Below are 26,884 nucleotides of genomic sequence, written 5' to 3' on the forward strand. Positions count from 1 at the left end.
TCTGCTGCCTCAGAGCTGGGTACTCTTATTACCGTGAAAAGTGATTGCCACAACCGGAGTGAAAGCAGCTTTCAATCAGGGTGGTCTGCCGGGGCGGCAAGTGGAAAGCTTGATTGAGGAGCATTTCTCTTGTCATGACCCTGAACTTTCTGATCATCGCCCTGTTGCTGCTCATAGAAGGCACCCAGAGTGTAGGAGTAAGGAATACTTTCTGCATGAGAAAATGACCATTTAGGCACTTTTTCCCTGAAGTATTTCTCCCAGCCATTCTCAAACAGTTTCATGGTGCGATCACGGCGTTCACGGAACTGCAGATAATTTTCGTGCAGAGTCCAGCCATGCATGGTGTTATTTGCCTTGACTCGGCTTGCGTACTCTTCATCGGTTTCAACATAGCGCTGAGGTGTGGCAATGGCCGTACGTTTCACATAATCGTCCTGCGTTTCACCGACGCCTCGCCAGCGATTAATCCTGTCAAGGCTACGACCCAGAGGTCCACCCAGCCATTGAGTGAGCATCTTGTTGTCGTTCATAAAAAAGTCGTAAGTGAGACTCGATGCCAGAGCGAAGCCGAAGGTTTGAGCGTAGGTAAACCCGGATACCAGACCGTGAACGTATGCTCCGACAGTGGCTACCGGACCCAGCACCAGACCGGCTGTGGCAGAGGCCAGGGTTTTCACTTTTTGTGGTGTCACCCTGTTCAGCAGCGGCACCTGAAACCCTTGTCCGGAGCCCATGGATTTCACTATTTCGGGTACCAGACGGGAAAGGCTGCGATACATGAGGGGGTTGGCGTTGTACTGTCTGGCAAACAGCATAGAGCCGGTTCTCAGCAGAATGACTGAGGAAGCGGCCTTGCCCAATGGCATTGTCAGCCCTGCGACTTCAGAGACTTGTTCAATGTCATTGTGTTCGGAATATTGGAAGGTTCGGTCAAGATCAATACCGTAGTGTTGCAACCAGTGCTGGAAAGGTGTCAGCATCCTGTGCAGGTAATCCCCCCTGTTGGTCAGATCCAGAAGATAGAGTAACGACATGTTTGAGAGGGAGAGTAAGTTAGCCTGCCAGGCGTTATGGGCTACCAGTAGCGGTTTGTAGCTCGAGAAGTACCAGGTAAAAGCCTGTACCAGAGCGGCTGAAGGTTTGACCCAGTAATCATTGAGTTGCTGTTCAACCGCTGCAGCATGAGCCTGCTTCAAGGTGCCATGAATAACCCGGATCAGTTCTGATTCAGATATTCCGGCAGCATTGGCGTAAGGTGTCAGGGTGTCCTTAACATTGGTCAGGAAAGCTGTCGTCCTGCGGCCATTGTCAAAAGCAATATCGTCAAGAACATAGTTGGCGATGACTGCAGCAGCGTACTCTGTCATGTCGGCAACCGACGCTTTCATAGCCACCGGGCCAGTTGCTGTCACAGGCGTAAAGGCATCCCGCATGAATTCCCTGGCAGCCGTGTCGGACAGCATCTGGACGGCATCTTTGAAGTGAGGCACATTGACGCCGTGCTTGTAGCCAAGGAAGTGCTCAAATTCTGCCACTGTCTGATAACCATAGGCGCCCCTGATGGCCTTCACGTAGTTCTCAAGTTCAACCTGACTGATCAGACCTTCACGCAGCAGAGCTATGATCTTGTTACCGGTGGCAGAATGGGTAGCGAAGTATTCCGAGAAGCTGCTTTTCAGGTCCTCTGGTTCACGCTCGACGAAGTGAATGCTTGCTAAGCCGATGGCATAAATATCGTCATCGTATTCTGGTGCTCCTGTTTCCATCTCATGCTTGGCCCTGTGTACCAGATTCTGGACTTCTTCCAGAATATTCATAGGCTGATCTTCTGCAGGCTGGGAAGGGGAGGGCAGGTAATCCCTCTTCAGGGCCTTGAAGACTTCCACAATCCGACTGGCTTGTTTAAACGTTAAGTCTCCGACCAGTGTCTGCAAGTGAATGGGCGCCAATTCATCGTCAAAATTGAAATCCGGAAGATGGGGTATTGTCTTACCGTTTATTACTGCCAGACCCATTGCGGCTTGCAGAGCTTGTCGTTTGAGAGGTTGTTGCCACGTGAATGTCTGGATAGCGTCCAGAACTTTTGCCTGCTTCGGCGTGTACTGGAAGGGACCGCCTTGATTTTTGACGGCTTTCCGGGCAGCCTCCAGGGCAGCCTTCGCTCTTTCAATGTCTGCTTTCCTGGTTGCAATTTCATCATTCAGGGAGGCCCTTTTCTGAATCAGTTGCCAGACCTTGCCGCTGATAACGTTTTCACTGCCCAGTTGTAACTGTCTGTTTCTCAGGGCATCAATCCGTTGTTCCAGGGGTGCAGTAGCGTCTGGTTTAAGACCCACGGCTTCTTCGACGGTTTCAAGAGCTGTTTTATGATAATCCGTTAGAGCGACTTCTGCTTTTGATACAGCTTCACTTTTCTGCTTCAGGGCTGAACCTGGATCCATGTCTCCAGAATGGATAATCTCCTGTCTTTTAGCAACCAGACCCTCCTGCGCATTCCCCTCTTCAAGCCGGGCATTGGTCAATTCCATACTTTTCCTGTCGTGCTCATTCAGGAATACTGTGACATCATCGTACTTTTTCCTGATTAAACTCTGTTCATCAAATACCTCATCGATTTCATCGATTGCTTTGTGAATAATCCTGTCTCTATAATTGCTGTCAGAATGAATGGAGGAATAAGCTTGTTTCAGTAAAATGGTGTCATCTGTTGTCTGAGTTTCATGATCTATTCTGGCTTTCACTTTCTGAGCGATTTCATCTCGACTTCCTTTGAAACTCCGCAGGAAATGTTTTACGGTTTTTTTTCGCTCTAACAGGAAGTGCTTGAAGTCCTTTGCTCGCTCTTCAAGGGTTTGCTCATCACTTGTAGTCTGACCCCACTCGACCTGAAGTTGTTTTATTGCCTGATTGAGAGCTTCTTTTTCTTCATCCAAGATTCCTTGGCGGACAACAGGGTTCAAGCTAAGCAAAAGCTGTGTGACATCAATAGCATCCCGTTTTTGATAAGCAGACCCCAGCTCACTTTTAGCTTTTTCTACTGCTTGCTCGGCTCTGGCTACCGCACGATCAAGAACGTGTCGGGGTTTTGGTCCCAGCCGGGCCATTTGCCTGTCAAGCTCATTCTCAATGGCCGTGATATGCTCATTAACCTCAGCAAAACCTGCCTGGTATACTTTTTGATCCAGCTGTTGCAGTTTTTTACTGATTAGAACGTTTTGGTCTTCTATGGTGGCGTCATCTTTATAGTCGTCAATGTTGAGTTGATGAGCAATTTCATTGTTTCTGTTTCTTCTGACATCCCCATGGACATAGGCTTCGTCAACTTCGTCCATTAATGCCATAATTTTTTCGCTAATTTGATACTTGTTGTAAGTCATGTGAGCATCGTTTTCATATTTCACCCCCAGATCATTGGCCAGCCTGGCAAGGAAGGCTTTACCCTTTTCTATAGCCTCATTTTTTACAACGGAGTCGACCTGCAGTTTCTCTTCTATTGCTATAAGCAGCTTTTTCTGTTGTCTTCTGGCTTGCCTGTCCGGCTCCTGGACATGAAAAGTAAGACGCCGATGAAGCTTCTCGCGTTGCAGATCCCTTTGGTCGGCAGGTGTGATGTCTTCTTTGCAGAGGGTTTGCTCTATGGTATCCAGAGTGGCTTGCGAAACACCATTGTTGTCAAGTTTTGTACAAACCCTTTCAAGTCGGATTGCTTTGTCATCAGCTTCGTTGACATTGATCTTGAGTATTTCTTCTGCGGTTTTCAGAGCAACCAGCGCTTGTTGCTCTGCCCTCTGGCTGGTTTCTGCAATGTATGTCTGAATTTTCTCAGAAATGGCATCACGACGGAGGTACTCACCATCGTTTTCATCAACGTCATTTATCTCAAGGACATTTTCTACGGATCTCAGTGTCTCGAGTACTTCAGGCCTGGCTCTGGGGTGGCCAGGGGTTATGATGTCTTGCAGTTCTGCTTCCAGTTCTGCAAGCCTGTGGAGCTCGAAGTTTACCCTTGATTCCAGTGTCTTCCGGTCTTCTGGCGTGCTGTCTTCACTCAGCTCAATACCAGAAACGGCTACCAGAGCAGCTTTTCTGGCCCTGGTGTAAGAATTCTCTATATCCAATTGATCATTCAATGTCTCAACTATTTGCAGCAGGCTTTTTTGTTGCGCAGCCATTGTCTCGATTTTATCAAGCAGGCATTCCAGCTGAACGTCAATATCTGCATTGCCATCAAAATCCTGAATGTTTAAATGTTCGGCAAGGGTTGCAAAGCGAGCTTTGGTTGCCGCTATTTTTTCGGCTTCAGCCGCCAGACTGGGTTCTACAGTTTCTTGCTGACGCGGTTCTGTTGCGACAACTGCTGCGAAGATGTCATTAATTCTTTCTATGATGCGTCTGGTTTGCTCTTCTAGTGGCAGGGAATCATCCCAGTCACCTATGCCAAGCTTTGCTGCTTTTTCAGAATTGTAAACATTTCTGGCATTATGAAATTGTTGTTCCAGAGCTGGAAGTCGTTTACTTTCCTGCCGAAGTTTCTGTTCCTGGTCTTTCAGGGATGCCAGTTTGAAACGGAGCTTTTCAAGCTCATCATTGATTCGTACCTTGATTTCCAGTGCTTCGAATTTTTCCTTTACTCCAGCAACCTGCGTATCCACTGCATGCTGCAACTCATTGTTGATCTCCAGGATTTTGGCTTCTTTTATATGTAGCTCCTCCATTAAGTTGTACATTTCAGGCAGCTGTCTGGCCATGTCGCTAATGACTTTGGTAGCAAACGGGTCGTCACCTGGAATATCAAGCTGCTCTTTGTTAATCACATTGACAACAGGTATTAACGTCCAAAAAGAGAGATGATCAGCCAGAAGATTTTTAAGTACGGGCTTGAAGCCGAAGTGTTTTTCGAGTTGAAAATGCAACCAGGATGACGTGATGACAGACGAAGCGGCTGTGATCTGTTCTAATGCGAATTCAAATTGAGAGGCACTATCGGGAGTAGCACTGGTTAATGCCTGCTGGAGATATTCATAGTATGCAAGCATCGCCATTGGATACCGGCTAAATTCACCATCGTGATGTTCGTATTTTGCAGCCATCTCCTCCAGCACTGCCATCTGCCTGCTCCGAATGATGTACTGGTAGTATCTGGTTTCATAGCTTTTAACCTGTGCTTTTATTGCATCAGGCAGGTTTTTACCATCAGCTTCTCGCCAGAATTTAAGGAGGGTTTCTATAAAAGCGACATTGGTCGGATACTGTGAATAACTCTTGAACACAATAACCTCCCCCGGCGCTTCTGTTACTTCCAGCTTTGGATAGCCGACAGGTACAGGGTAAGCCCGCGTGTCATCTTCGACGTGCACAACATATCCGACCGGTTTGCTGTGTGCTAACAGTTCATTAAGAGCCTGCTGTTGTATATCCCGTTCCAGTACATGAACCTGAAAATAGGCAGAGGTGGCGGCTGCCAGCAAAACATCATCATTGACAAAGAGTGACTGACCCAGACGCTGCAGATCAGGAGGGGAATCGCCTGCAGCGACAAGACGCATGAAGGTGCGCCCATTCACTGCAACCTTGTCTACTTCAATGGTGGCAAGGGCAACATAATGATCACTTGTGCCGAGTTTTCCTGCCCTGTTTCCGGCAGCTACGAGCACTTCGTCCAGTATGTAGGGTGAGGCAGTTTTTGTTAAGGGTTCCAGTGATTCGAAGCCTTCCATTTGCTCAAGCACAGCGGCAACTGAATCCCGATCGGTCATTCCGGCCCTGACTTCAATGACCAGTTCTTCTTCTTCAAGGTTATGGGTGAACCTGAAGACGCCCTCATCACCCACCTTCAGGGTTCTGGTGTATTTCTGAGCAACGCTATTCTTATCTGTTTCAAACAGATCAACAATGGAAACGCCCTCGTTGATGCCAGGAAGAACGCCTATAAAAGTAGGAAAGATATAGTCGTCACTGAAATGAGACATATCAGGGTAGGTGGTGGTAAAGGATTTAGGTATTGGCTGCTGGTTATCATCAAGAGTTGGTTTAACTATGACATTACTCCGGTAGAGCTGCACTTGTCCATTGTCCTGAATACCGACAAACTTTGTCTGAAGTCTGCGTGTCGCCAGTGCCTGTGTTGCCATGATGGAAGAGCCGATGGCAATGGCCACTGCAAGGGTTAATGCACGGGGGCGGGCATTTGTCATCCGGATACCTCAGCGCTGGGTAGAAAGTTTGATTGAGGGGGCGTTTCTCTCATTACCCTGTCGCCATTCGCAGAAGGCTCCAAGAGTGTAGAAGCAAGGAATACTTTCTGCATGGATGAACGACCATTCAGGCACATTTTCCCTGAAGTATTTCTCTCAGCCATTGGCAAACAGTTTTATAGTTAGGGAACTTCAGATAATTTTCGTGCCGGGTCCAGCCAGCCATTGAGTGAGTATTTTTTTTTACTGTGAAAAGTGCATATCAGGCGAGGAAGCCACTGTTCTGTTACTTGTGCCCATGGCTGTCAATTGTCCATGGCTTCAATTGTCCATGGCTGCTGGTGGAAAGCCTGATTGAGGGGCGTTTCTCTTATCATGATTGTGAAATTTTTGATCATCGCTCTTTTGCGATTCGAAAAAGGCTCCGAGAGTGTAGAAGTAAGGAATACTTTCTGCATGAGAAAACGACCATTTAGGTACATTTTCCCGGAAGTATTTCTCCCAGCCATTCTCAAACAGTTTCACGGTGCGATCACGGCGTTCACGGAACTGCAGATAATTTTCGTGCCGCGTCCAGCCATACATGATGTTGTTGGCTTTAACACGGCTTGCATATTCTTCATCGGTTTCACTGAAGCCCTGAGGCGAAGCAATAGCGGTACGCTGCAAATACTCATTGTACGTTTCACCCAGGCCGCACCAGCGATTAATTTTGTCAAGACTACGTCCAAGAGGTCCACCCAGCCATTGAGTGAGCATCTTGTTGTCGTTCATAAAAAAGTCGAAAGTGAGGCTTGACGCCAATACGAATCCGAAGGTTTGTGCATAGGTGATTCCGGATAAAAGTCTATGAACGTATGCTCCGAAAGTGGCTACCGGACCCAGCACCAGACCAGCTGTGGCCGAGGCCAGAGTCTTTATTTTTTGAGGTGTCGCCCGGTGCAGCAGAGGTACCTGAACCCCTTGCCTGGAACCCATGGATTTTACTATTTCGGGCACCAGACGGGTAATACTGCGATACATATGCGGGTTAGCATGGTCTTGTCTGGTAAACAGTATAGCGCCGGTTGCCTGCAGTATGAGTGAGGATTCGGTCCTGCCAAAGGGCATGGCCAGCCCAAGCATTTCAGAGACTTGTTCAACTCCGCCGTGATAGACATATTGGCCGGTTCGGTCAAGATCAATACCATAGTGTTCCAACCAGTGCTGAAAAGGTATGATCATTCTGTGCATGTAGTCCCCCCTGTTGGTGAGATCCAGAATGTAGATGCACAGAGTTTTTAACAGGGACACTTCGACAGCATCCCAGGTCTTGGTCGATGCCAGCAGTGGTTTGTAGCTGATGTAGTACCAGGTGACAGCCTGTACCAGAGAGGCTGAAGGTTTGACCCAGTAATCCTTTAGCTGAAGCTCAACTGCGGTGGCCTGAGACTTCATCAATCTGTCATGGATAACCTTGATCGGTTCTGATTCCAATATTCCGGCAGCATTGGCGTAAGGTGTCAGGGTATCCTGAATATTGGCCAGAAATGCTGCTGTCCTGCGGCCATTGTCAAAGGCAATATCATCCAGCACGTAGTTGGCGATAACAGCTGTTGCGTACTCCTTCATACCGGCAACAGACTCTTTCATACCTGTCGACCCGGTTGCAGTCACGGTCACGGGAATAAAGGCGCTGTGCATAAACTCTTCAGCGCCTTTTTCGGACAGCGTCCTGACAGCCCTCCAGAAGTGGTGCGTGTCGACGCCGTGTTTGTGGCTCATATAGTAACCAAGTTCGCCTTGTGCCGGATAACCGGGGGCACCTCCCTTGACGGGCTTTATAATTCTGATGATCTTTATGTAGTTCTCAAGTTCAACCTTGCTAATTAAACCTTCACGGAGCAAAGTCATAATCTTGTTACCACTGGCAGAATGGCTGGCGAAGTATTCCGGGAAGCTTTTCAGGTCCCCCGGTTCATGCTCTACGAAGTGAATGGCCGCTTTGCCCATGTCGCTAATGACATCGTCGTATTGTTGGGCCCCTGTTTTTTTCTGATGGATGGCCCAAGACGACAGAGATTCGACATGTTCGATGGCACTCTGAGGTCGAAATGAAATAGGCTTGAGAGTTGATTTCGGGAAGGTCTTCAGGCTCTTTAAAGCTTCCACAATCCGACCGGCTTGTGCAAACGTAATTTTGTCTCCGACCATTCCCTGCATGCGAATCGCTGCAAAATCATCGTCAAAATTGAAAGTCGAAAGCATCACTGTCAACTTACCGCTTTCTCTTGCCGCTTCTTCCAGGCCAATTGCGGCTTCCAGAGCCTGTTTTTTGAGAGGGTGCTGCTGCGTGAATTTACGGATAGTGTCCAAAACTTTTACCTGTTTCGGCGTGTACTGGAAGGGACCAGAGTCACTGTCGACAGCTTGCTCTGCAGCCTTAAGGACTCCTTTTATTCTCTCAATGTCTGCTTTCCTTAATTCAATCTTGCCTTGCAGATCAGCCTGTTCCTGAATCAGGTGTCGGACAGTGCCACCATAACCATCATTTCCTCCATACTCTACCTTTCTGTTTCTCAGGGCATTAAGCCTTTGTTCAAGGGTGTCAGCAGGGGCTGGTTCAAGACCCACGTCTTTTTCAGTGGTTTCAAGAACCGCTTTATGAAAATCCGTCAGAGCGGTTTCTGCTTTTGATACCGCATCACTGGATTGCTCAAGGGCTAAATTCAGCCAGGCCATTTCGTTTTCCCGTTCGGCTTTAGCCTGCTCATCGAAGTCTCCTGGATCGATAACCTCGCATTTTTTACGCTCCAGATACTCTTGTGCATTCTTTGCATCGGCCACTTTCATACTTTTCCTGTCGTGTTCACGCAGGAAGTCTGTGAGCTGAGTGTACCTTTTCCTGTTATAAAGCAGTTGACCCAAGGCTTCATCGTCTTCGTTCTGACCATGAGAATCTGCACAGGATGCGGTGGCAATCAAATAATCAGATGCTTCCTCTAAACCGGGGTCACCTGTTGTCTGGATGTCCAGACCTGATTTGATTCTCAGTTCCCCAAGGATTTCATCTCGTTTTTCTGCACTGCATTCCTGCAGGAAATGCCTGATGTCTTTTAGTCGCTCTTTAGTGGTTTGCTCGTCACTTGCAGCCAGACCCAACTCGATCTGAACTTCTTTCATTCTCTGGTTGAGAGCCAGGTTTTCTGTATCCGGGATATGTTGGAGATCAGCAAGGTTCCCCGCAAATACCAGGTTTTTGCCACGAAGCTTATTCAGTTTGTGATGAAAAGCTGCCAGATCATTTTCAGCTCCTTTAATTTCTCGTTTGGCCAAGGCGACATCACGATCAAGGACGAATCGGGGCTTGGGTCCCAGGCGAGCCATTTGTCTGTCAAGCTCATTCTCGATGGCTGCGATACGCTCATTAACCTCAGGCTGACCCGCTTTGAACACTTCTTTATCCCGATGTTGAGGTGAGATATTTAGCGCGTCTTCCAAAGCGATAAGCTGATTTGCCTGTCGTTTTCTGGCTCGCTGATCCGATTCGTTGATCAATAAGTTGAGACAGTCACGAATATCGGAGAGTAAGGCATCCACTGGCACCGGATCACCCTCCAGATCTGGCCTGTCAGTTGCCATCCGGAGAAGCTGGTCTATGTCAGCCAATTGGTCATTTGAGACATCACCGCCATCAAGTTTTGTACGAACCCTTGCCAGTTTTGCTTCTGTGCTATCACTTTCACTGACTCTGTGACCGATGCCGAGTTTGTCTTCCAGGAGTTGCAATATGATCCAGGCCCCTGACTCTTCCCGCTGTCTGGCCTCAGAGATGTATCGACGTATGTCTTCAGAAATGATCTGACGATTGTAATATATATCTTCCCTTTCATTGATGTGACTCTGCTGCAGAATTCTTTCTGCGGCACGAAGTGTCTCAAGAACTTCAGGCGTGGCTCTGGACTGGCCTGGTGTGATGATGTCTTTCAGTTGCTCTTCCAGTGCTGCATTCCTGAGAAGCGTGGAATGCATTGTTGACCTCAGAGCATTGAGTTCTTCTGTCGTGATGACTTCATTCAGCTCACTCTGGTCTTGGCCAGGGGGCGCTGCCAGAGCAGGTTTTTCGGGCCTGGTGTAAGAATTCTCTGAGTCCTGTTGTTTATTGATTGTTTGAGTACTGTGATGCAGGCGTTCTGGTTGGACATTCATTGTCTTGATTTTTTCGAGCAGGCATTCTTGTTGAGTCTCAATATCTGCATCGCTATCAAAATCCTGAATGTCTAAACGTGCGGCAATGGTTGCGAAGCGGGTTTTGATTTCAGCTGCTTTTGCAGTATCTGTTCTGGTGCAATGTTGCTGAAGATGTTGAAACACCTCCGATCCCTGCTGCCGAATGCGCTGCTGAATGGCCCAGTGACGGGCTTCAAGGTCAGCGTCGTTATCCGGGCTCAGACCGAGCTGACCTTCAATGGTAGCCAGTCTGCGCCGGGTTCTCTCATTGGCCAGTGTTGCCTGATGTTGCATATGCTGTTGAATAGACTGAAAGCGGGCATCCAGATTGTTTTCATCGACCGGGGTGATACTGAGCTCGCTTTCAATGGCTGCCAGTTTTGCTTTTACAGTTTCTTTATCAGGCTGTCCACTTGCAGTAAATGTTGCGGCTTTGGCCTGATTGTTTTCATGGATTTTATTTTTGATGAGTCTGGTTTGTTCTTCGGGTGGCTGAGTATCATCCCAGTCAGCCATGCCAAGCTCTATTGCCAGTTCTGTGTTGCGAGCCCTTATGGTTTTTGCTGCAACGTCAAGCACCTCTTGTTTCAGGTATGGAATTCGATCGACTTCCTGCTGAAGCATCTGATTCTGATTTTTCAGATCTTTCAGTTTGGTACAATGCAGTTCAATATTATCCTCAAGTCTCTGTTCGAGCTCCTCTACTCTGAGCTTTATCTCATTATGTTCAATGGCAATAGCCCTTCTTTCAACGGCTTCCGACATTGCGTGAAGTGATTTTTTGTTTTGCTCGTTGAGTTCGGCCGTTTTTGCCAGCTGCTCTTTCAGCGTGTCCAGCTCGGCGAGTTGGGCCTCTTTTGCCCGCCGCTCTTCCGGCGTGTTTTCTAACTCAAGATGCTGACGGGCCATATTACCCATCACTTTTTTAACAAATGTTGTATCTTCTCCAATAGCAAATTGCTGCATCAGTTTGTTGACAAAGTCTGTACCTTTTTGAACGTTGTGAAGAAAATGTCGACTCGTCAGAAGATCCTTGAATGCGGGTTTGAAACTGAAGCGTTTTTCGAGTTGAAACAACATCCAGCCCGGCGCAATAGCCGATGACGCAGCACCGACATGTCCTACTTTGAGTTCAAATTCATCGGTTCCGTATGAAGTAGCAATGGTTAATGCCTGCTGAACAGATTCATAGTACGCAAGCAATACCATTTTATCCTCTTCAAGTTCAGCATCGTGCTGCATAGCTAAATCAGCAGCAAACTTCTCCAGCAGCTCCATCTGCCTGCTTCGAATGACGTATTGGTAGCTTTTGACCTTACCTTTTTTAAACTGTGCAATGTGGTCATTATCATTAAGGTCGAATCCATCCAAGGGGGCATAGAGGCTTTCCACAAAAGTGAGATCGGTCGGATTCTGCTTCTGACCACGGAAAACAATAACCTTTCCCGTAGCCTCAGTCAGTTCCAGTTTTGGATAACCCCAAGGCACAGGATAAGCCTGAGTGTCATCCTCGACAGTGACAACATAGCCAAGAGGCTGATTGTAGTAGAAGAGCTTATCCAGAGCTCGCTGTTGTAAATCTTCTCCGAGAAGATAAACCTGGGTATAGGCAGAGGTGGCTGCTGCGAAAAGCGCCTCATCATTGACAAAGAGCGATTCACCCAAACGCTCCGGTTCAGGAGGCTGATCGCCTGCAGCGATAAGACGCATAAAAGTGCGCCCGTTCACTTCAATCTCACCTACTGTAAGGGCGGCAAGGGTGACATAGTGATCAGCTTCGCCAAGATTTCCCGCTCTTTCATGCGCGCCTTTCAGCACCCCGGCCAGTTGCTCGGGACTGGCGACTTTTGTTAACGGTTCCAATGGTCGGATACCACCTGGTTGAGTGCGAACAGCCTCAATTGAATCCTGACGGGTCATTCCATCTCTGACTTCAATGACCAGTTTGCTGTCTTCAAGGTTATGGGTGAACCTGAATATCCCCTCATTACCCACCTTCAGGATTTTGGTGTACTTCTGAGCAACGTCATTGTCGTCTGTTTCAAACTGATCAACAGTTGAAACGCCACCCTGGATGTCAGAAAGAACGTCTGTGAAGCCTTCGGAAGGAACGTCATAGCCTGCTCTGACTTGAGTCTGATCAGGGTAAGTGGTGGTAAAGGATTTGGCTATTGGCTGCTGGTCATGATCCAAAGTTGGCTTAACCATGACCTCACTCTGGATAAACTCCACATGTTTATTGCCCTGAATATCGACAGATTTTATCTGTAGCCTGCGATCAGCGAGTGCCTCTGTTCCAATAACAGAAGAACTGATTGCAATGGCCACTGCAAGGCTTAATGCATTGGGGCCGACATTTGTCATTCTGCTGCCTCAGAGTAGGGTGCTTTTATTGCTGTGAAAAATATTGCTGTGAAAAATGATTGGACGGACAAGCAGCTTTTAATCAAGACTGTATGCCGCCGAGGTTGCAGGTAAAAAGCCTGATTGAGGGGCATTTCTCTTATCATGATTGTGAAACTTCTGATCATCGCCCTTTTGCGATTGGTAAAAGGCGCCAAGAGTATAGGAGTAAGGGATACTTTCTGCATGGGAAAACGACCATTTAGGTACATTTTCCCGGAAGTATTTCTCCCAGCCATTCTCAAATAGTCTCATGGTGCGATCACGGCGTTCACGGAACTGCAGGTAATTTTCGTGTCGAGTCCAGCCATACATCGTGTTGTTGGCTTTAACACGGCTTGCATATTCTTCATCGGTCTCACTGAAGCCCTGAGGCGAAGCAACAGCGGTGCGTTGCAAATACTCATCGTCTGTTTCACCCAGGCCCCACCAGCGATCAATCCTGTCAAGACTTCGCCCCAGAGGTCCACCCAGCCAATGAGTGAGCATCTTGTTGTCGTTCATGAAGAAATCAAAAGCGAGACTCGACGCCAGAGCGAATCCAAAGGTTTGAGCATAGGTGAACCCAGATAGAAGTCCGTGGGCGTATGATCCGACTGTGGCTACCGGACCTAATACGACACCGGCTGCGGCAGAGGCAAGCGTTTTCACTTTTTGTGGGGTCACCCTGTGCAGCAGCGGTACCTGAACCCCCTGTCCGGAACCCATGGATTTCACTATTTCGGGTACCAGACGGGAAATGCTGCGATACATCCGGGGGTTGGCATGGTGCTGTCTGGCAAACAACATGGAGCCGGTTCTGAGCAGAATGACTGAAGAAGCAGCCTTACCCAGCGGCATTGCAAGCCCGCCCAGTTCAGAGAGTTTTTCAAGTTCAGTGTGCCGGAAATATTGGCCAGTTCGGTCAAGATCAACACGGTAGCGCTCCATCCAGTGCTGGAAAGGTGTCAGCATCCTGTGCGTGTAATCACCCCTGTTGGTCAGGTCCAGGAGATAGAGGAAAGACATGTTTGTGAGCGATAGTACTGCAGCCTGCCAGGCGTCAGCCAACACCAGTAGAGGTTTGTAGCTGGAGTAGTACCAGGTGACAGCCTGTACCAGAAAGGCTGAAGGCTTAACCCAGTAATCCTTTAGCTGGCGCTCAACCGCTGCAGCATGAGCCTGCATCAATGTGTCATGAATAGCCTTGATCAGTTCTGATTCCGATAGTCCGGCAGCATTGGCGTAAGGTGTCAGGGTATCCTGAGTATTGGCCAGAAATGCTGCTGTCCTGCGGCCATTTTCAAAGGCAATATCGTCAAGCACGTAGTTGGCGATGACAGCCGCTGCATAATCTTTCATACCGGCAACAGACTCCTTCATACCTGCCGGGCTAGGGGCAGTCACGGTCACAGGAATAAAGGCACTCTGCATAAACTCCTCAGCACCCTTGTCGGACAGCATCCTGACAACCTTGCAGAAGTGAAGAATGTCGGCACCGTGTCTGCAGGCAATAAAGTGTCCAAATTCACCCTCTACCTCATAACCATCGACACCTCTGACGGCCTTCATAAAGTTCTCAAGTTCAACCTTGCTGATCAAACCTTCACGGAGCAAAGTGATGAGCTTGTTACCACTGGCAGAATGGCTGGCGAAGTATTCCGGGAAGCTTTTCTGGTCCCCTGGTTCATGCGCTACGTAATGAATGGCTGCTGAGCCCATGCCAAAGATTTCATCGTCGTATAGCTGTGTGCCTTTTTTCAACTCCATTCTGGCACTGTCCATCAGACGCTGGACTTCTTCCAGGGCACTTAGAGGCTGATCTTCCAGTGGGGTTGCCGGGGATTGAGTCTTCAGACTCCTGAAGATTTCCACAATCCGTCCGGCCTGATCAAACGTTAGGTCGTCTCCGACCATAGCCCGCAAGCGAATCGGTGCAAATTCACCGTCAAAATTAAAAGTCGCAAGGTAGGGTACTAACTTACCATTCCTTTCTGCAGACTCTGCCAAACCCATTGCGGCTTCCAGAGCCTGCTTCTTGAGAGAGTGCTGCTGCATGAACAGGAGCATAGCTTTGCGGGCTTTTTCCTGCTTCAGTGTAAACTGAGAGGGGCCACCCTCATTCTGGACGGCGTTTTCTGCAGTCTTAAGAGTTTCCTTCATTCTTTCAATGTTTACTTTCCCGGCTTCAATCTTGGCTTCCAGACGAGCCTGTTCCTGAATCAGTTGCTGGATCTTGCCACCAGTACCATCAATCCCGCCCAGTTCTATCTGTTTGTTCATCAGGGCAATAAGCCGTTGTGCTCTGGTGTCAGAAGCACCTGGCTTGAGGCCCAGGGCTTTTTCAGTGACCTCAAGAGCCTCTTCATTCTCCGACAGAATTTTTTTCGCTCTTGAAAAAAATTCACTTTTCTTCCTCGGGGTGGGATTCAGCTGCTCTATTTCGTTCTTATTTCTGGTTTCAGCCTTCTCATCAATGCTTCCAAAATCGGTAGTCTTCTGCTTTTCAGGATCCGGATTCTCTTGTGCAGAATTCACTCCAATCAGTTCAGAGGCCAGACCGATAATTTTCCTGTCGTAATCACGCAGGAATTGCGTGATCAGAGAGTACTTTTTCCTGGTTAAAGGCAGTTCCCCCAATGCCTCATCGACGGTATTGATTTCGTCAGGCGTATGAGAACTTGTGGAGACTTTAATGAGATAACCAGATGCTTTCAGTGATCCGAAGTCATCTTTTATCTGGATGTTCAGATCTTTTGCGGCAGCTTCCAGTGTATCAATGGCCTGATCTTGTAATTTGGCATCGATCATCTCAATTAAACGTGTTAGGTAGTCTAAACGTTCTTCGAGGTTTTTCTTATTATCTGTATACAGAACCAATTTGCTCTGAGTTCGTTTCGTTACCTGATTGAGAGCCCTGCCGTCCTCATTCGAGACAGGCTGGACATCATCGTGAATCTCAGACAACCATGGTTTGCGATGAGGAGTCAGAGTCGCCAGTTTACGATGATCATCTGTCAGTTCACTTTCAGCTTCATTTATTGCTCGCCTGACGGTGGCCAGTTCACGATCAAGAACGTATCGGGGTTTAGGTCCCAGGCCTGCCATTAGCCTGTCAAGCTCATCATCAATGGCGGCGATACGCTCATCGACATCAGGCTCAGCCGTTTTTTTAACTTCGACATCCAGCTGGTACAGTTTTTGCTCAATCAGACTGTTCTGTTCGTCGATGCTGGCATCGTCCTTATAGTCTTCAACGTTGAGTTGACGAGCCATTGCATTATTTCTGTCTCTTCTGACACTTTCATCTTCATAGACTTCATTTACTTCATCCAATAATGCGTAAATTCTGGCTTTCAGAACATCCTTCTGGTCAGACAGGTTGGTATCTTTTTCTAATTCCACCTTCAGATCCCTGGCCAGTCTAAAAACCAATACCTCGTCTCTTTCTTTGGCAAAAGCGTTTTCATCCGGTTTGATGTTCAACTTTTCCTCTATTGCTTTAAGCCATTTTGTCTGTTGATCTCTGGCTCGCTCCTCCCAACTCTCGACTTTATAGTCAAGACGCACTCGAAGCCAATCGAGTTTCATAGCCTTCTCATCCAGTAGTGTTCTGACTTCTACTCCGAGGGCATTATGTATCTGATCCAGCAGGTCTTCTGAAACATCTTCGCCGTCAAGTTTTAAGCGCACGTTGCAAAGCCTTGCTGCTTTGTCATCATCTTCATTGACTTTGATGTTGAGTATTTCCTCCATTGTTTCCAGTATTTCCAGAGCCTCTTCCTCTGCCCGCTGGGCAGCTTCTTTGATGTATGTCTGCATGTCATCAGCAATAGCCTGACGACGGTGGTAGACATCGTCCTCTTCATTGAGGTCTTTCATCTTCAGAGCTTTTTCTACAGCACCCAGTTTCCGGAGGACTTCCGGTTTGGCTCTGGGGTGCCCCGGAGTTCTGATGTCTTTCAGTTTTTCTTGCAAATCTGCAAACTCGATAACCTTGCTATAGGCTGCATCTATCAGGGCGCTTCGATCCTCTAATGTGCGCTCTTCATTCATCTCTATACCGAGAATGTTCGCCAGAGCATTTTCCCTGACCTTGAGGGAAGCTTCTTTCATCCCGTCCTGAACATTGATTGCCTCAAGTTTCTTAAGCCTGTGTTTTTGATGAACATTGATGGTCTGTAGTTTCATAAGCAGGCGATCCTGCTGCGCAAAAATTTCGGCATTGCCGTCAAAATCCTCAATGTTTAGTTGCGCAGCAATGGTTAAATAGCGGGCTTTGACTGCAGTCAGTTCTTCAGTATATGTTCCGGTGCTCTGAAGAAGTTCCTTATCGACCTGAGCCAGCTTCAGCTTCTGCTTCAATTGTTTTTGAATGGTCTGGCAACGGACTTCCGGCTCATTGTCGTTATTCGGGATCAGTCCGAGCTGATCTTCAATGGTAGCCAGTCTGTTGTCGATTGCCTTATCAGTGAGTTCTAACTTTTCTTGCAGGTGCTCTTGAATAAAATGGTAGCGGGCATCCAGATCGTTTTCACTGGCTGGATTAATCTCAAGCTCGTTTTCAATGGCTGCCAGTTTTGCTTTTACAGCGTCTCCCCGAGGCTGTTCTGTCGGGGCATCTGTTGTCGCAACAGGTCGGCTGATTTCATTAATTTTCTGTCTGATGAGTCTGGCTTGCTCTTCTGGTGGTTCAGTATTATCCCAGTTCTCAATACCAAGCTCTTTTGCCATTTGAGTGTTGTAATCTTCTCTTTCTGTCAGTATTGAGTCACGAAATTCTTTTTGCAGCGCTGGAATTCGACTGACTTCTTCCTGAAGATCCTTTAACCATAATCGGTTTTCCAGTTGTTGATGCTGAAAAACTTGATGACCTGCCTGAGCTACCCGTTGCTCAAGTTGCTGATTAATGGCCTGATGACGAGCTTCCAGATCATCCTGGTTATCCGGATCCAGACCCAGCAGATCCTCAATAGCCGCGAGTTTTGTTTTAACTGTCTTTTCCTTAGACTTTTCTGTTACGGCAGCTGTTGAGGCAACTGCTCTGATGATTTCATCAATCCTCTCTATGATGAGTCTCTCTTGCTCATTGTCGGGCTGGGTATCATCCCAGTCATCAATGCCAAGTTCTGCTGCCAGTTGAGAGTTGCGAAATTTTGTGGCTTTCGCTCTGGCGACACGAACTTGTTGTTCCAGCTCCGGGATTTGATCGGCTTCCTGGCGAAGTTTATCGACCCATTTTTTCACGTGTTTCCAATCTTGAAAAAGCCATTCCAGCTGCTCGTCAATTAGCCTCTTGAGTTCTTGTGCTCTCTGCTTTTTCGCTACGCTGATATTGGCTATTTCACTTAAATACTGTAAGAAGTTTTTAAGCTCGCCGAGTTTGCCTGCTTTTAAACTCAGCCCCTCCAGCTTGTCTTCCATCTCAAGCAGCTGTCTGGTCATGTCGCCAAAGACTCGGGTAGCAAACCTGGCGTCGTCTCCAAAAGTATCGGCAGACAATTCCGTTGCAACGGGTATAACTTTCTGAACTTGTTGAACAAATTGCTCGCTGGTCAGAAGATCTCTCAGTAACGGTTTGAAGTTGAAGTGCTTTTCGAGTTGCACCTGTATCCAGATTGGCGTCATGACCGAGGAAGCGACTTTGATATGTGCTGGTGTGAATTCAAATTCATCTGCATTATCGGGATTAGCACTGGTCAATGCCTGCTGAAGCGCTTCATAGCGTGCAAGCATCAACAGTTTATTTTCTTTAAATTCAACACCGAAATAGGCAGCCAGATCCGTAGCAAACTCCTCAAGCATTGCCATCTGCCTGCTTCGGATGATGTACTGATAGCTTTTGAGCCTGTCTTTTTTAACCTTTACCCTGACTGCTGGAGCGGGGGTATCAGCGATATCTTCCTCTCTCAGGTTTAAGAGGCCTTGTACAAAAGCAATATCGGTCGGATTCTGCTTCTGACCCCGGAAAACAATAATCTCCCCCGGAGTCTGTGTCACTTCCAGTCTTGGATGACCATCAGGCACATAATAAGCCTCTGTTTCATCCTCAGCGTGTACAACATATCCGACAGGTTTCTGGTATGCCAAAAGTTCATTCAGAGCTTCCTGTTGTAAAATCTCTCCCAGAACATAAACCTGGGTATAGGCTGAGGTGGCTGCGGCTAAAAGAACCTCATCATTGATATAGAGCGATTTATCCAGCCGCTGCAGTTCAGGAGGCTGATCGCCTGAAGCGACGAGACGCATGAAGGTGCGCCGGTTCACTTCAACGTCGTCTACTTTAATGGAGGCAAGAACAGTGTACTTATCCGCTGCGCCAAGGCTTCCTGCTCTTTCACTGGCGGCTTTCAATACTCCGGCCAGTTGTTCGGGGTCGGCAATTTTTGTCAGAGGTTCTAAACGTTCGGTGTCGGCCAATTGAGCGCGAACAGCCCTGATTGAATTCCGGGATGTCATCCTGTCTCTGACTTCAATGATCAGTTCCTCTTCTGCAAGGTTATGGGTAAACCTGAAGATCCCCTCATTACCAACCTTCAGAACTTTGGTGTATTTCTGAGCAACGTCATTGTCACCTGTTTCAAACTGATCAACACTGGAAACACCACCCTCGATGCCAGAAAGAACGTCCGTGAAACCTTCAGAAGGAACGTTATAGCCTGCTCTGGCCTGAGTCTGATCAGGGTAGGTAGTTGTGAAGGATTTGGGTATGGGTTGCTGGTCATCACCTAAAGTTGGCTGAATCCTGACCTCGCTGTGGGTAAACTCTACATGTTTATTGTCGGAAATATCGACAGATTTTGTCTGCAGCCTGCGATCGGCCAGTGCCTGGGTAGCAATAATGAAAGAGCTGATTGCAACGGCCACTGCAAGGCTCAGCGCATTGGGGCGAGCATTTGTCATTCTACCACCTCAGAGCTAAGTATTTTCAGTACTGTGAAAATCGATTGCCACAAATTGCCACAACCAATGAGGAAGCGGCTTTTAATCGCTTGTTTGATTGGCTTCAGACTTTGCTGGCTCAGAAGTCGGGCTCAGAAGGAAAGGTGACACTTGACGTTAGCGTCTTAGCGGTCATTGCAGGTCGTTGCCTGTTGCCTGATTAATTCAACAGGACTTTTCCGCTTATGCGACTTTTCCTGCTTGCCCCACTTGTCATCAGTTTCGAGCTCGCCTGAGGTGGTCGATATAAAGCTTTATTGAGATGCGTTTCTCTTACCATGAACAGGCGCCTTCTTGTCATCGCCCTGTTGCCAATTGTAGAAGGTGCCCAGAGTGTAGGAGTAAGGAATACTTTCTGCATGGGAAAACGACCATTTAGGCACATTTTCCCTGAAGTATTTCTCCCAGCCATTCTCAAACAGTTTCATCGTGCGATCACGGCGTTCACGAAACTGCAGATAATTTTCATGTCGAGTCCAGCCGAACATCGTGTTGTTTGCTTTAACACGGTTTGCGTATTCTTCATCGGTTTCAGTGAAGCGTTGAGGAGAGGCAACAGCCGTACGTTGCAAATATTCATCGTGCGTTTCACCCACGCCCCGCCAGCGATTAATCTTGTCGAGACCTCGGCCCAAGGGTCCACCCAGCCATTGAGTGAGCATCTTGTTGTCGTTCATAAAGAAGTCGAAAGTGAGACTCGACGCCAGTGCAATTCCTAACGCTTGAACGTAGGTAATTCCGAATATAAGACCATGAGCGTATGCTCCAACAGTGGAAACCGGGCCCAGAACCAGACCGGCTGTGGCGGAGGCCAGCGTTTTCACTGTTTGTGGTGTTACCCTGTGCAGCAGGGGTACCTGAACCCCCTGTCCGGAACCTATGGATTTCACTATTTCGGGCACCAGACGGGAAATACTGCGATACATATGCGGGTTGGCATGGCACTGTCTGGTGAACAACCTGGAGCCGATTGTCAACAGTATGACTGAAGAAGCAGTCCTGCCATACGGCATGTACAGCCCGCCGAGCACTTCAGAGACTTTTTCAACTCCGCCGTGGTAGGCATATTGGCCGGTTCGGTCAAGATCAATACCGTAGTGTTCCAACCAGTGCTGAAAAGGTATGATCATTCTGTGCGTGTAATCACCCCTGTTAGTGAGATCCAGAATGTAGAGATCCACCGTGCTTAACAAGGACGCTTTGGCAGCTTTCCAGGCCCCAGTCACTGCCAGTAGTGGTTTGTAGCTGGTGTAGTACCAGGTGACAGCTTGTACCAGAGAGGCTGAAGGTTTGACCCAGTAATCCATTAGCTGGTACTCAACCGCAGCGGCGTGAGCCTGCATCAATACGCTATGGATAATCTTTATCAGGTCTGACTCAAACAGGTCAGCAGCATTGACGTAAGGTGTCAGGGTATCCTGAATATTGGCCAGATAGGCTGCCGTCCTGCGGCCATTTTCAAAGGCAATATCATCAAGTATGTAGTTGGCGACGACAGCGGTGGCATACTCTTTCATGCCGGCAACAGACTCTTTCATCGCTACCGGACCAGTTGCGATCGTGGGCACAGGTGTAAAGGCACTTTTCATAAATTCCTCAACACCCTTGTCGGACAGCATCCGGACAACCATTTTAAACTGATGCACATGGACGCCTTGTCTACAGCCAATGAAGTGTTCAAATTCGTTCCCTGTCAGATAACCATCAATACTTCTGCTGATCTTCATATAGTTCTCAAGTTCAACCTTGCTGATCAGACCCTCCCGTAGCAGAGCTATGATCTTGTTACCACTGACCGAATGGCTGGCGAAGTATTCCGAGAAGCCTTTCAAATTCTCTGTTTCGTACCCGAAGTGTTGAATGCCTGTTGAGCCTATGCGTTTAATGACATCGTCGTAATGTTGAGCCCCTGTTTCCATCTCATTCCTGGCTCTGAAAACCAGATACTCGAGTTCTTCCAGCGCATCCACAGGCTGATTTTCCAGAGGCTTGTAAAGGCTTACCGGGAAGTCCCTCTGCAAAATCCTGAAGACTTCCACAATCTGACTGGCCTGCTCAAACGTCAGTCTGTCTCCGACCAATGCCTGTAAGCGAATGGGTGCAAATTCATCGTCAAAATGGAAAGTTGTAAGGAAAGGTGTTCCGTACTCTATTGCTGCTTCTGTCAGGCCAAATGCAGCCTCCAGGGCTTGTTTTTTGAGAGGGTGCTGCTGCATGAATTCGAGGATAGCGTCCAAAACTTTTACTTGTCTCGGCGTGTGTTGGAAGGGAGCGCGATAATTATCGACGGCTTCCTGAGCAGTCTTCAGGTTTTCCGTCATTTTCTTAATGTCTGCTTTCCAGGCTTCTCTCTCAAATGTCAGACGGGCCTTTTCCTGAATCAGTTGCTGAATCTTGCAGCCATGACCATCATTACCACCCAGTTCTACCCTTTTGATTCTAAGGGCATTAACCCTTTTTCTGATGTCACTGGTGCCTGGTTTGAGACCCACGGCTTCTTCAGTGGTTTTAATATCCGCTTCATGAGCCTCCAGAACTTCCAAAGCTTTTGCTGCAGCGTCACTTTTCTTCTTCAGGACTGCATTCAGCGGTTCAATTTCGTTCTCAGTCTCCTCTCTACTATGATCCGGATTCTTCAACGCAATACTCTTTTGAAATTCTGCTAATGCCGCGTCCATACTTTCTCGGTCATGCTTATCCAGGAATTCCCTGACCTGAGGTTTGTTTCTCAGGGCATTAACCCGTTTTCTGTTCTCAGTAAAGTCTGGTTCAGGACCCTGGGCATCTTCAGTGGCTTTAATCTCTGCCTCATGAGCCTCCGGGGTTTTCAATGTTTCTGGTTCAGTGTCACTTTTTTGTTCCGGGGCTGTCTTCGGCAGTGCCATTTTGTTTTCAAGTCCGGTTTTAGCCTTTTGATCTGCGTCTCCGAAACGGTTAATCCCCTCCTTTTTAAGATCCAGATTCTCTTGTGCACTAATTTTTTGCAACAATGCGAATGCTGCGTCCTTAGCTTTTCTGTCATGCTCATGGAGGAATTCTTTGGCCTGAGAATATTTTTTCCTGGTTAAAGACAGTTCACCCAATGCTTCATCGGCTGCATTGATTTCGTCCCAATCATGAGCCTCTGCAGAGGCGGAAATGGCAATAATGTAGTCAGCTTTTAGCGGTGATCCCGGGCCGCCTTTTATCCGGATGTTCAGAGCTTTTGCGACAGCTCCCAGTTGCTCAACGATTTCATCTCGTCTATCTGCACCTTGCTCCCCCATGAAATGTCTGATGTCGTCTACTCGTTCTTCAGGGGTTTGCTCATCACCCACAGGCAGACCCAGTTCGGTCTGAATTTGTTTCATGGCCTGATTGAAAGCTCTGTCGTCTTCATCCGAGATGGGTTCAACGTCATCACGACTCACAAAAACGACTTGTTTGTGACCAATAGCATTCAGTTTGCGATTAACATCTGCCAGTTCACTTTCAGCTTCTTCCAGTCCTCGTCTGGCTTTAGCCAGACAACGATCAAGCACGAATCGGGGCTTGGATCCCTGAGGAGCCATTCGCCTGTCAAGCTCATCTTCAATGGCGGCGATACGTTCATCAATATCAGGCTGGCCCGCTACAATGACGTCTTTGTCCAGCTGTTGGAGTTTTGCATCAATCAGACTGTTTTGGTCGGCTATAGTGGCATCATCCTGATAGTCTTCAATGTTAAGTCGATGAGCAATTCTATGGTTATAGACTCTCTTGATAGATTCATCATTTTTATCTTTAACGGCTGTGTTTACTTTATTCCGTACTACCTTAATTCTGCGTCTCAGATCATACTGATGGTCAGACAGGCTGGCACCTGCAGCAAACTTTACCTCTAGAATACTGGCCAGTTTAGTTGTCAAAGTTCTGCCTCTTTCTTTAGCGGCAGGGTTTTCATAAGGATCGATATTTAGCTCATCCTCCACAGTGGCAAGATATTCTGCCTGTTTTTCTCTGGCTCGTTGCTGCGATTCTTCGACTTTAAAGGTAAGACGCTCACGAAACCTGCCGAGTCTGATATCCCTCTCTGCCGGATCCTCCTGAGCAGTGCTGTCAGCTTCCCAAAACAGGATCTTGTCCATCTCGTCCAGCTCATAGGGCGTGATATCACCACCATCATCAAGCCTTGTACGAAGCCTTTGAAGTCTTACTGCTTTGTCATCCCCTTCATTGATTTTGATGTTGAATAAACTTTCCAGGTTTTCCAGTACGATCAGGGCTTCTTCCTCTGAATGCTTTCTGGCTTCTCTGATGTATTTCTTGATGTCTTCAGAAATGACCATGCTATGGAAATACAAATCTTTTTCTTCACCGAGGCGCTTCTGCAAAGCCATTTTTAAAGCTCCCAGCTCTCTGATGACTTCAGGCCTGGCTTTGGAAGGGGGCGGTCTCCTGGTGTCGTCCAGTTGTTCTTTAGAATTTGTAGGACTGTAGGAACGGCCATGTATTCCTTCTATCAGCGTGTCGCGTTGTTCTATTGTGCTTTCTTCATCCATTGGAACGGGTAAATCTTTTGCCACAGCATCTTGCTTGACTTTGACGTCATCTTCTTGCGAACTGTATTTGGTATCGGGTTTCCGAATACTCCAAAGCAGCTTTTCCAGATATTCGTCGATTGCAGCATTCATTGATTGAAATCTGTTAAACAGTTGATCTTGTTCAACATTCATTTCATCAAGACGCTTTAATGCAGCATTCAGTGACTTAAATCTGTGAAACAGCCGCTTTTGTTGAGAGTCAATGTCTGCATTGCTATCAAAATCCTTAATGTTTAAATGTCTGGCAGTGGCTGCATTGAAGGCTTTGATTTCAGCTTCTTTTTTAGCATCTGTTCTGGCGCCCTGTTGCGGAAAAGAATGTTCCTGGTCGAGCGGAACTGTCGACTGCTTGAGGCACTGCTCAATGGCCTGATAAATGGCATATTGACGGCCTATCAGGTCATCATTGTTTTTCGGAGCCAGACCCAGCACTCTTTCAACGATACCCATTTTCTCAAGGAGCACCTCATGGTTCTGTTCTGCGTATTTATGAAATTGTCTTTGAATGAACTCAAAGTGGGCAGCCGGATCCTTTTCAGTGACCAGAAAAATACCAAGCCGTAATTCCAGGGCCGCCAGTATTTCTTTGGGAGAATCTCCCACAGGCGGATCCATTGAGGCCGTCAGCCTGAAGACTTCATCAATTTTTTTTCTGATCAGTCTGACTTGTTCTTTGAGTGGCTTGCTAGTATCCCAGTCATCAATACCAAGATCGTCTGCCAGTTCAGCGTTGAATGCTTTTTTGGCATTTGCTCTGACAGCTGCGATATCTGCTCTGGTATCACGTACGCGTTGTTCCAGCTTTGGAATTCCTCTGACTTCCTGCTGAAGTTTCTGTGACTGGTTTTGCAGTCCTCTCATCAGGTTACGAACCTCTAAAAACTCATCCTCAACTTGTTTCCTGCGTTGAAGAAGTCTGACTTTACTCTTTACATCATCAGAGACTCTGTTCCTTATGAGCATTAACTCCTTTTCAAGCTGGATGAGTCTGACTTCTTTTACCTGCTGCTGCTCTTCCAGCTCGCTTTCTATCTTATTCAGCTGTCTGGCCATGTCGTCTGTGACTTTGGAAGCAAACTTTCTGTTGTCTTCAAAGACATCGGCCTGCACTTCGTTGATACGGCTTATAATGGTTGTTACTTCCTGAATATTCTGAATAAAGAGCTGACTGGTCAGAAAATTTTTAATGGCGGGTTTGAAACCGAAGTGTTTTACGAGTTGACTGTGCATCCAGGTTGGCGTGACCATTGACGAAGCCAATCTGATGTGTCCTGATGCGAATTCAAAGTTATCTGTTTTTTCCGGAGTAGCACTGCTTAATGCCTGCTGGAGAGATTCATAGTATGCAAGCGTAATCAGTTTTGCTCTGCCAGGCTCACTATTGAGCTGAACAGCTATCTCCTCCAGCAATGCCATTTGCCTGCTTCGAATGACGTACTGGTAACTTTTGACCTTATCTTTTTCTACCTGAGCTGTTGCCGGAGGAATGCTGTTGTCAGTGATGTCTTTTTGAAGGAGGTTATAGAGGCTTTCCACAAAAGCGATGTCAGTCGGATTCTGCTTCTGACTATGGAAAACAATAGCTTCCCCCGGAGCCTGTTTCACTTCCAGCTTTGGATAACCAGCGGGCACAGGATAAGCCTGTGAGTCATCCTCAATGTATACAACGTAGCCGATGGGTTTATGGTAGGACAACAGATCATTCAGGGCTTCCTGTTGTAAATCCTTCCCCAGAAGATGAACCTGGGTATAGGCAGATGTGGCGGCTGCGAAAAGAGCTTCATCATTGACAAAGAGCGATTGACCCAGGCGTTGCAGATCCGGGGGCTGATCGTCGGTTGCGATAAGACGCATGAAGGTACGCCCGTCAACTTTAACTTCGTCTACTTCAATAGTGGCAAGGGCAACGTAATTATCAACTTCGCCAAGGTTTCCTATACTTCCACTGACGCCTTTCAGTACTGCGGTTAGTAGTTCGGGGCTGGCAACTTTTGTTAAGGGTTCTAATGGTTGGGTGTCGCCTGATTGAGTTAAAATAGCTTCAATTAAATTCTGATCGGTCATTTCGTTTCTGACTTCAATGACCAGTTCCTTTTTGGCAAGGTTATGGGTAAACCTGAAGACCCCCTCATTACCTACCTTGAGGACTTTGGTGTATTTGCGGGCAACGTCATTCTCGTCTGTTTCAAACAGATCAACACTGGAAACACCTCCCTCGATGCCAGAAAGGACGTCCGTGAAGCCTTGAGAAGGAACCTCGTAGCCTGCTCTGGTTTGAGTCAGATAAGTGTAGGTGGTTGTGAAGGATTTGGGTATGGGTTGTCGGTCATCACCTAAGGTTGGCTGAACCATGACCTCGCTCTGGGTATACTCTACGTGTACACTGTCCAGAATATCGACAGACTTTATTAGCAGCCTGCGATCACCCAGTGCCTGGCTGGCAATGATGGAAGAGCTGATTGCAACGGCCACAGCCAGGCTTAATACATTGAGGCGAGCACTTGTCATTCTACTACCTCAGAGCTAAGTATTTTTAGCACTGTGAAAAGTGACTGGCACAACAGGTGGGGAAGCGGCTGCTAATCCCTTATG

5 protein-coding genes are annotated in these 26,884 nt (G+C 47.5%); 1 reads left to right on the plus strand and 4 read right to left on the minus strand.

Going from position 1 to position 26,884, the window contains the following annotated elements; all coding sequences use genetic code 11:
• Window positions 1-71: 71 nt before the first annotated feature.
• The 3 genes from ACO6V5_RS01755 to ACO6V5_RS01765 all read right to left on the minus strand — a co-directional run bounded on the left by ACO6V5_RS01755 (window position 72) and on the right by ACO6V5_RS01765 (window position 19,691).
• Window positions 72-6,197, minus strand: coding sequence for a hypothetical protein (locus ACO6V5_RS01755; RefSeq protein ID WP_422441917.1), 6,126 nt, complete (start codon window positions 6,195-6,197; stop codon window positions 72-74).
• Between the two features lie 321 nt (window positions 6,198-6,518).
• A complete protein-coding gene (locus ACO6V5_RS01760; protein WP_422411617.1) occupies window positions 6,519-12,770 on the minus strand; it encodes a hypothetical protein in 6,252 nt (2,083 codons plus the stop codon).
• Between the two features lie 78 nt (window positions 12,771-12,848).
• A complete protein-coding gene (locus tag ACO6V5_RS01765; protein ID WP_422411615.1) occupies window positions 12,849-19,691 on the minus strand; it encodes a hypothetical protein in 6,843 nt (2,280 codons plus the stop codon).
• 44 nt (window positions 19,692-19,735) lie between these two features.
• Here ACO6V5_RS01765 and ACO6V5_RS01770 point away from each other — a divergent pair, with 44 nt between their 5' ends.
• The gene (locus tag ACO6V5_RS01770; protein WP_422411613.1) at window positions 19,736-19,894 is read left to right on the plus strand and encodes a hypothetical protein; all 159 of its coding nucleotides are present in this window, start codon (window positions 19,736-19,738) and stop codon (window positions 19,892-19,894) included.
• Window positions 19,895-19,984: 90 nt separating this feature from the next.
• Here ACO6V5_RS01770 and ACO6V5_RS01775 read toward each other — a convergent pair whose 3' ends face one another.
• Complete coding sequence (locus ACO6V5_RS01775; RefSeq protein ID WP_422411611.1) at window positions 19,985-26,800, minus strand: hypothetical protein; 6,816 nt, start codon at window positions 26,798-26,800, stop codon at window positions 19,985-19,987.
• Between the last annotated feature and the right edge of the window lie 84 nt (window positions 26,801-26,884).

It is taken from the genome of Endozoicomonas sp. ALD068, from assembly GCF_049310145.1.
Lineage (GTDB): Bacteria > Pseudomonadota > Gammaproteobacteria > Pseudomonadales > Endozoicomonadaceae > Endozoicomonas_A.

Excerpts from the sequence above, each read along its gene's own strand:
- ACO6V5_RS01760 (WP_422411617.1), bottom strand. The coding sequence starts at position 12,770 with ATGACAAATGTCGGCCCCAATGCATTAAGCCTTGCAGTGGCCATTGCA.
- ACO6V5_RS01765 (WP_422411615.1), bottom strand. The coding sequence starts at position 19,691 with ATGACAAATGCTCGCCCCAATGCGCTGAGCCTTGCAGTGGCCGTTGCA.
- ACO6V5_RS01755 (WP_422441917.1), bottom strand. The coding sequence starts at position 6,197 with ATGACAAATGCCCGCCCCCGTGCATTAACCCTTGCAGTGGCCATTGCC.
- ACO6V5_RS01775 (WP_422411611.1), bottom strand. The coding sequence starts at position 26,800 with ATGACAAGTGCTCGCCTCAATGTATTAAGCCTGGCTGTGGCCGTTGCA.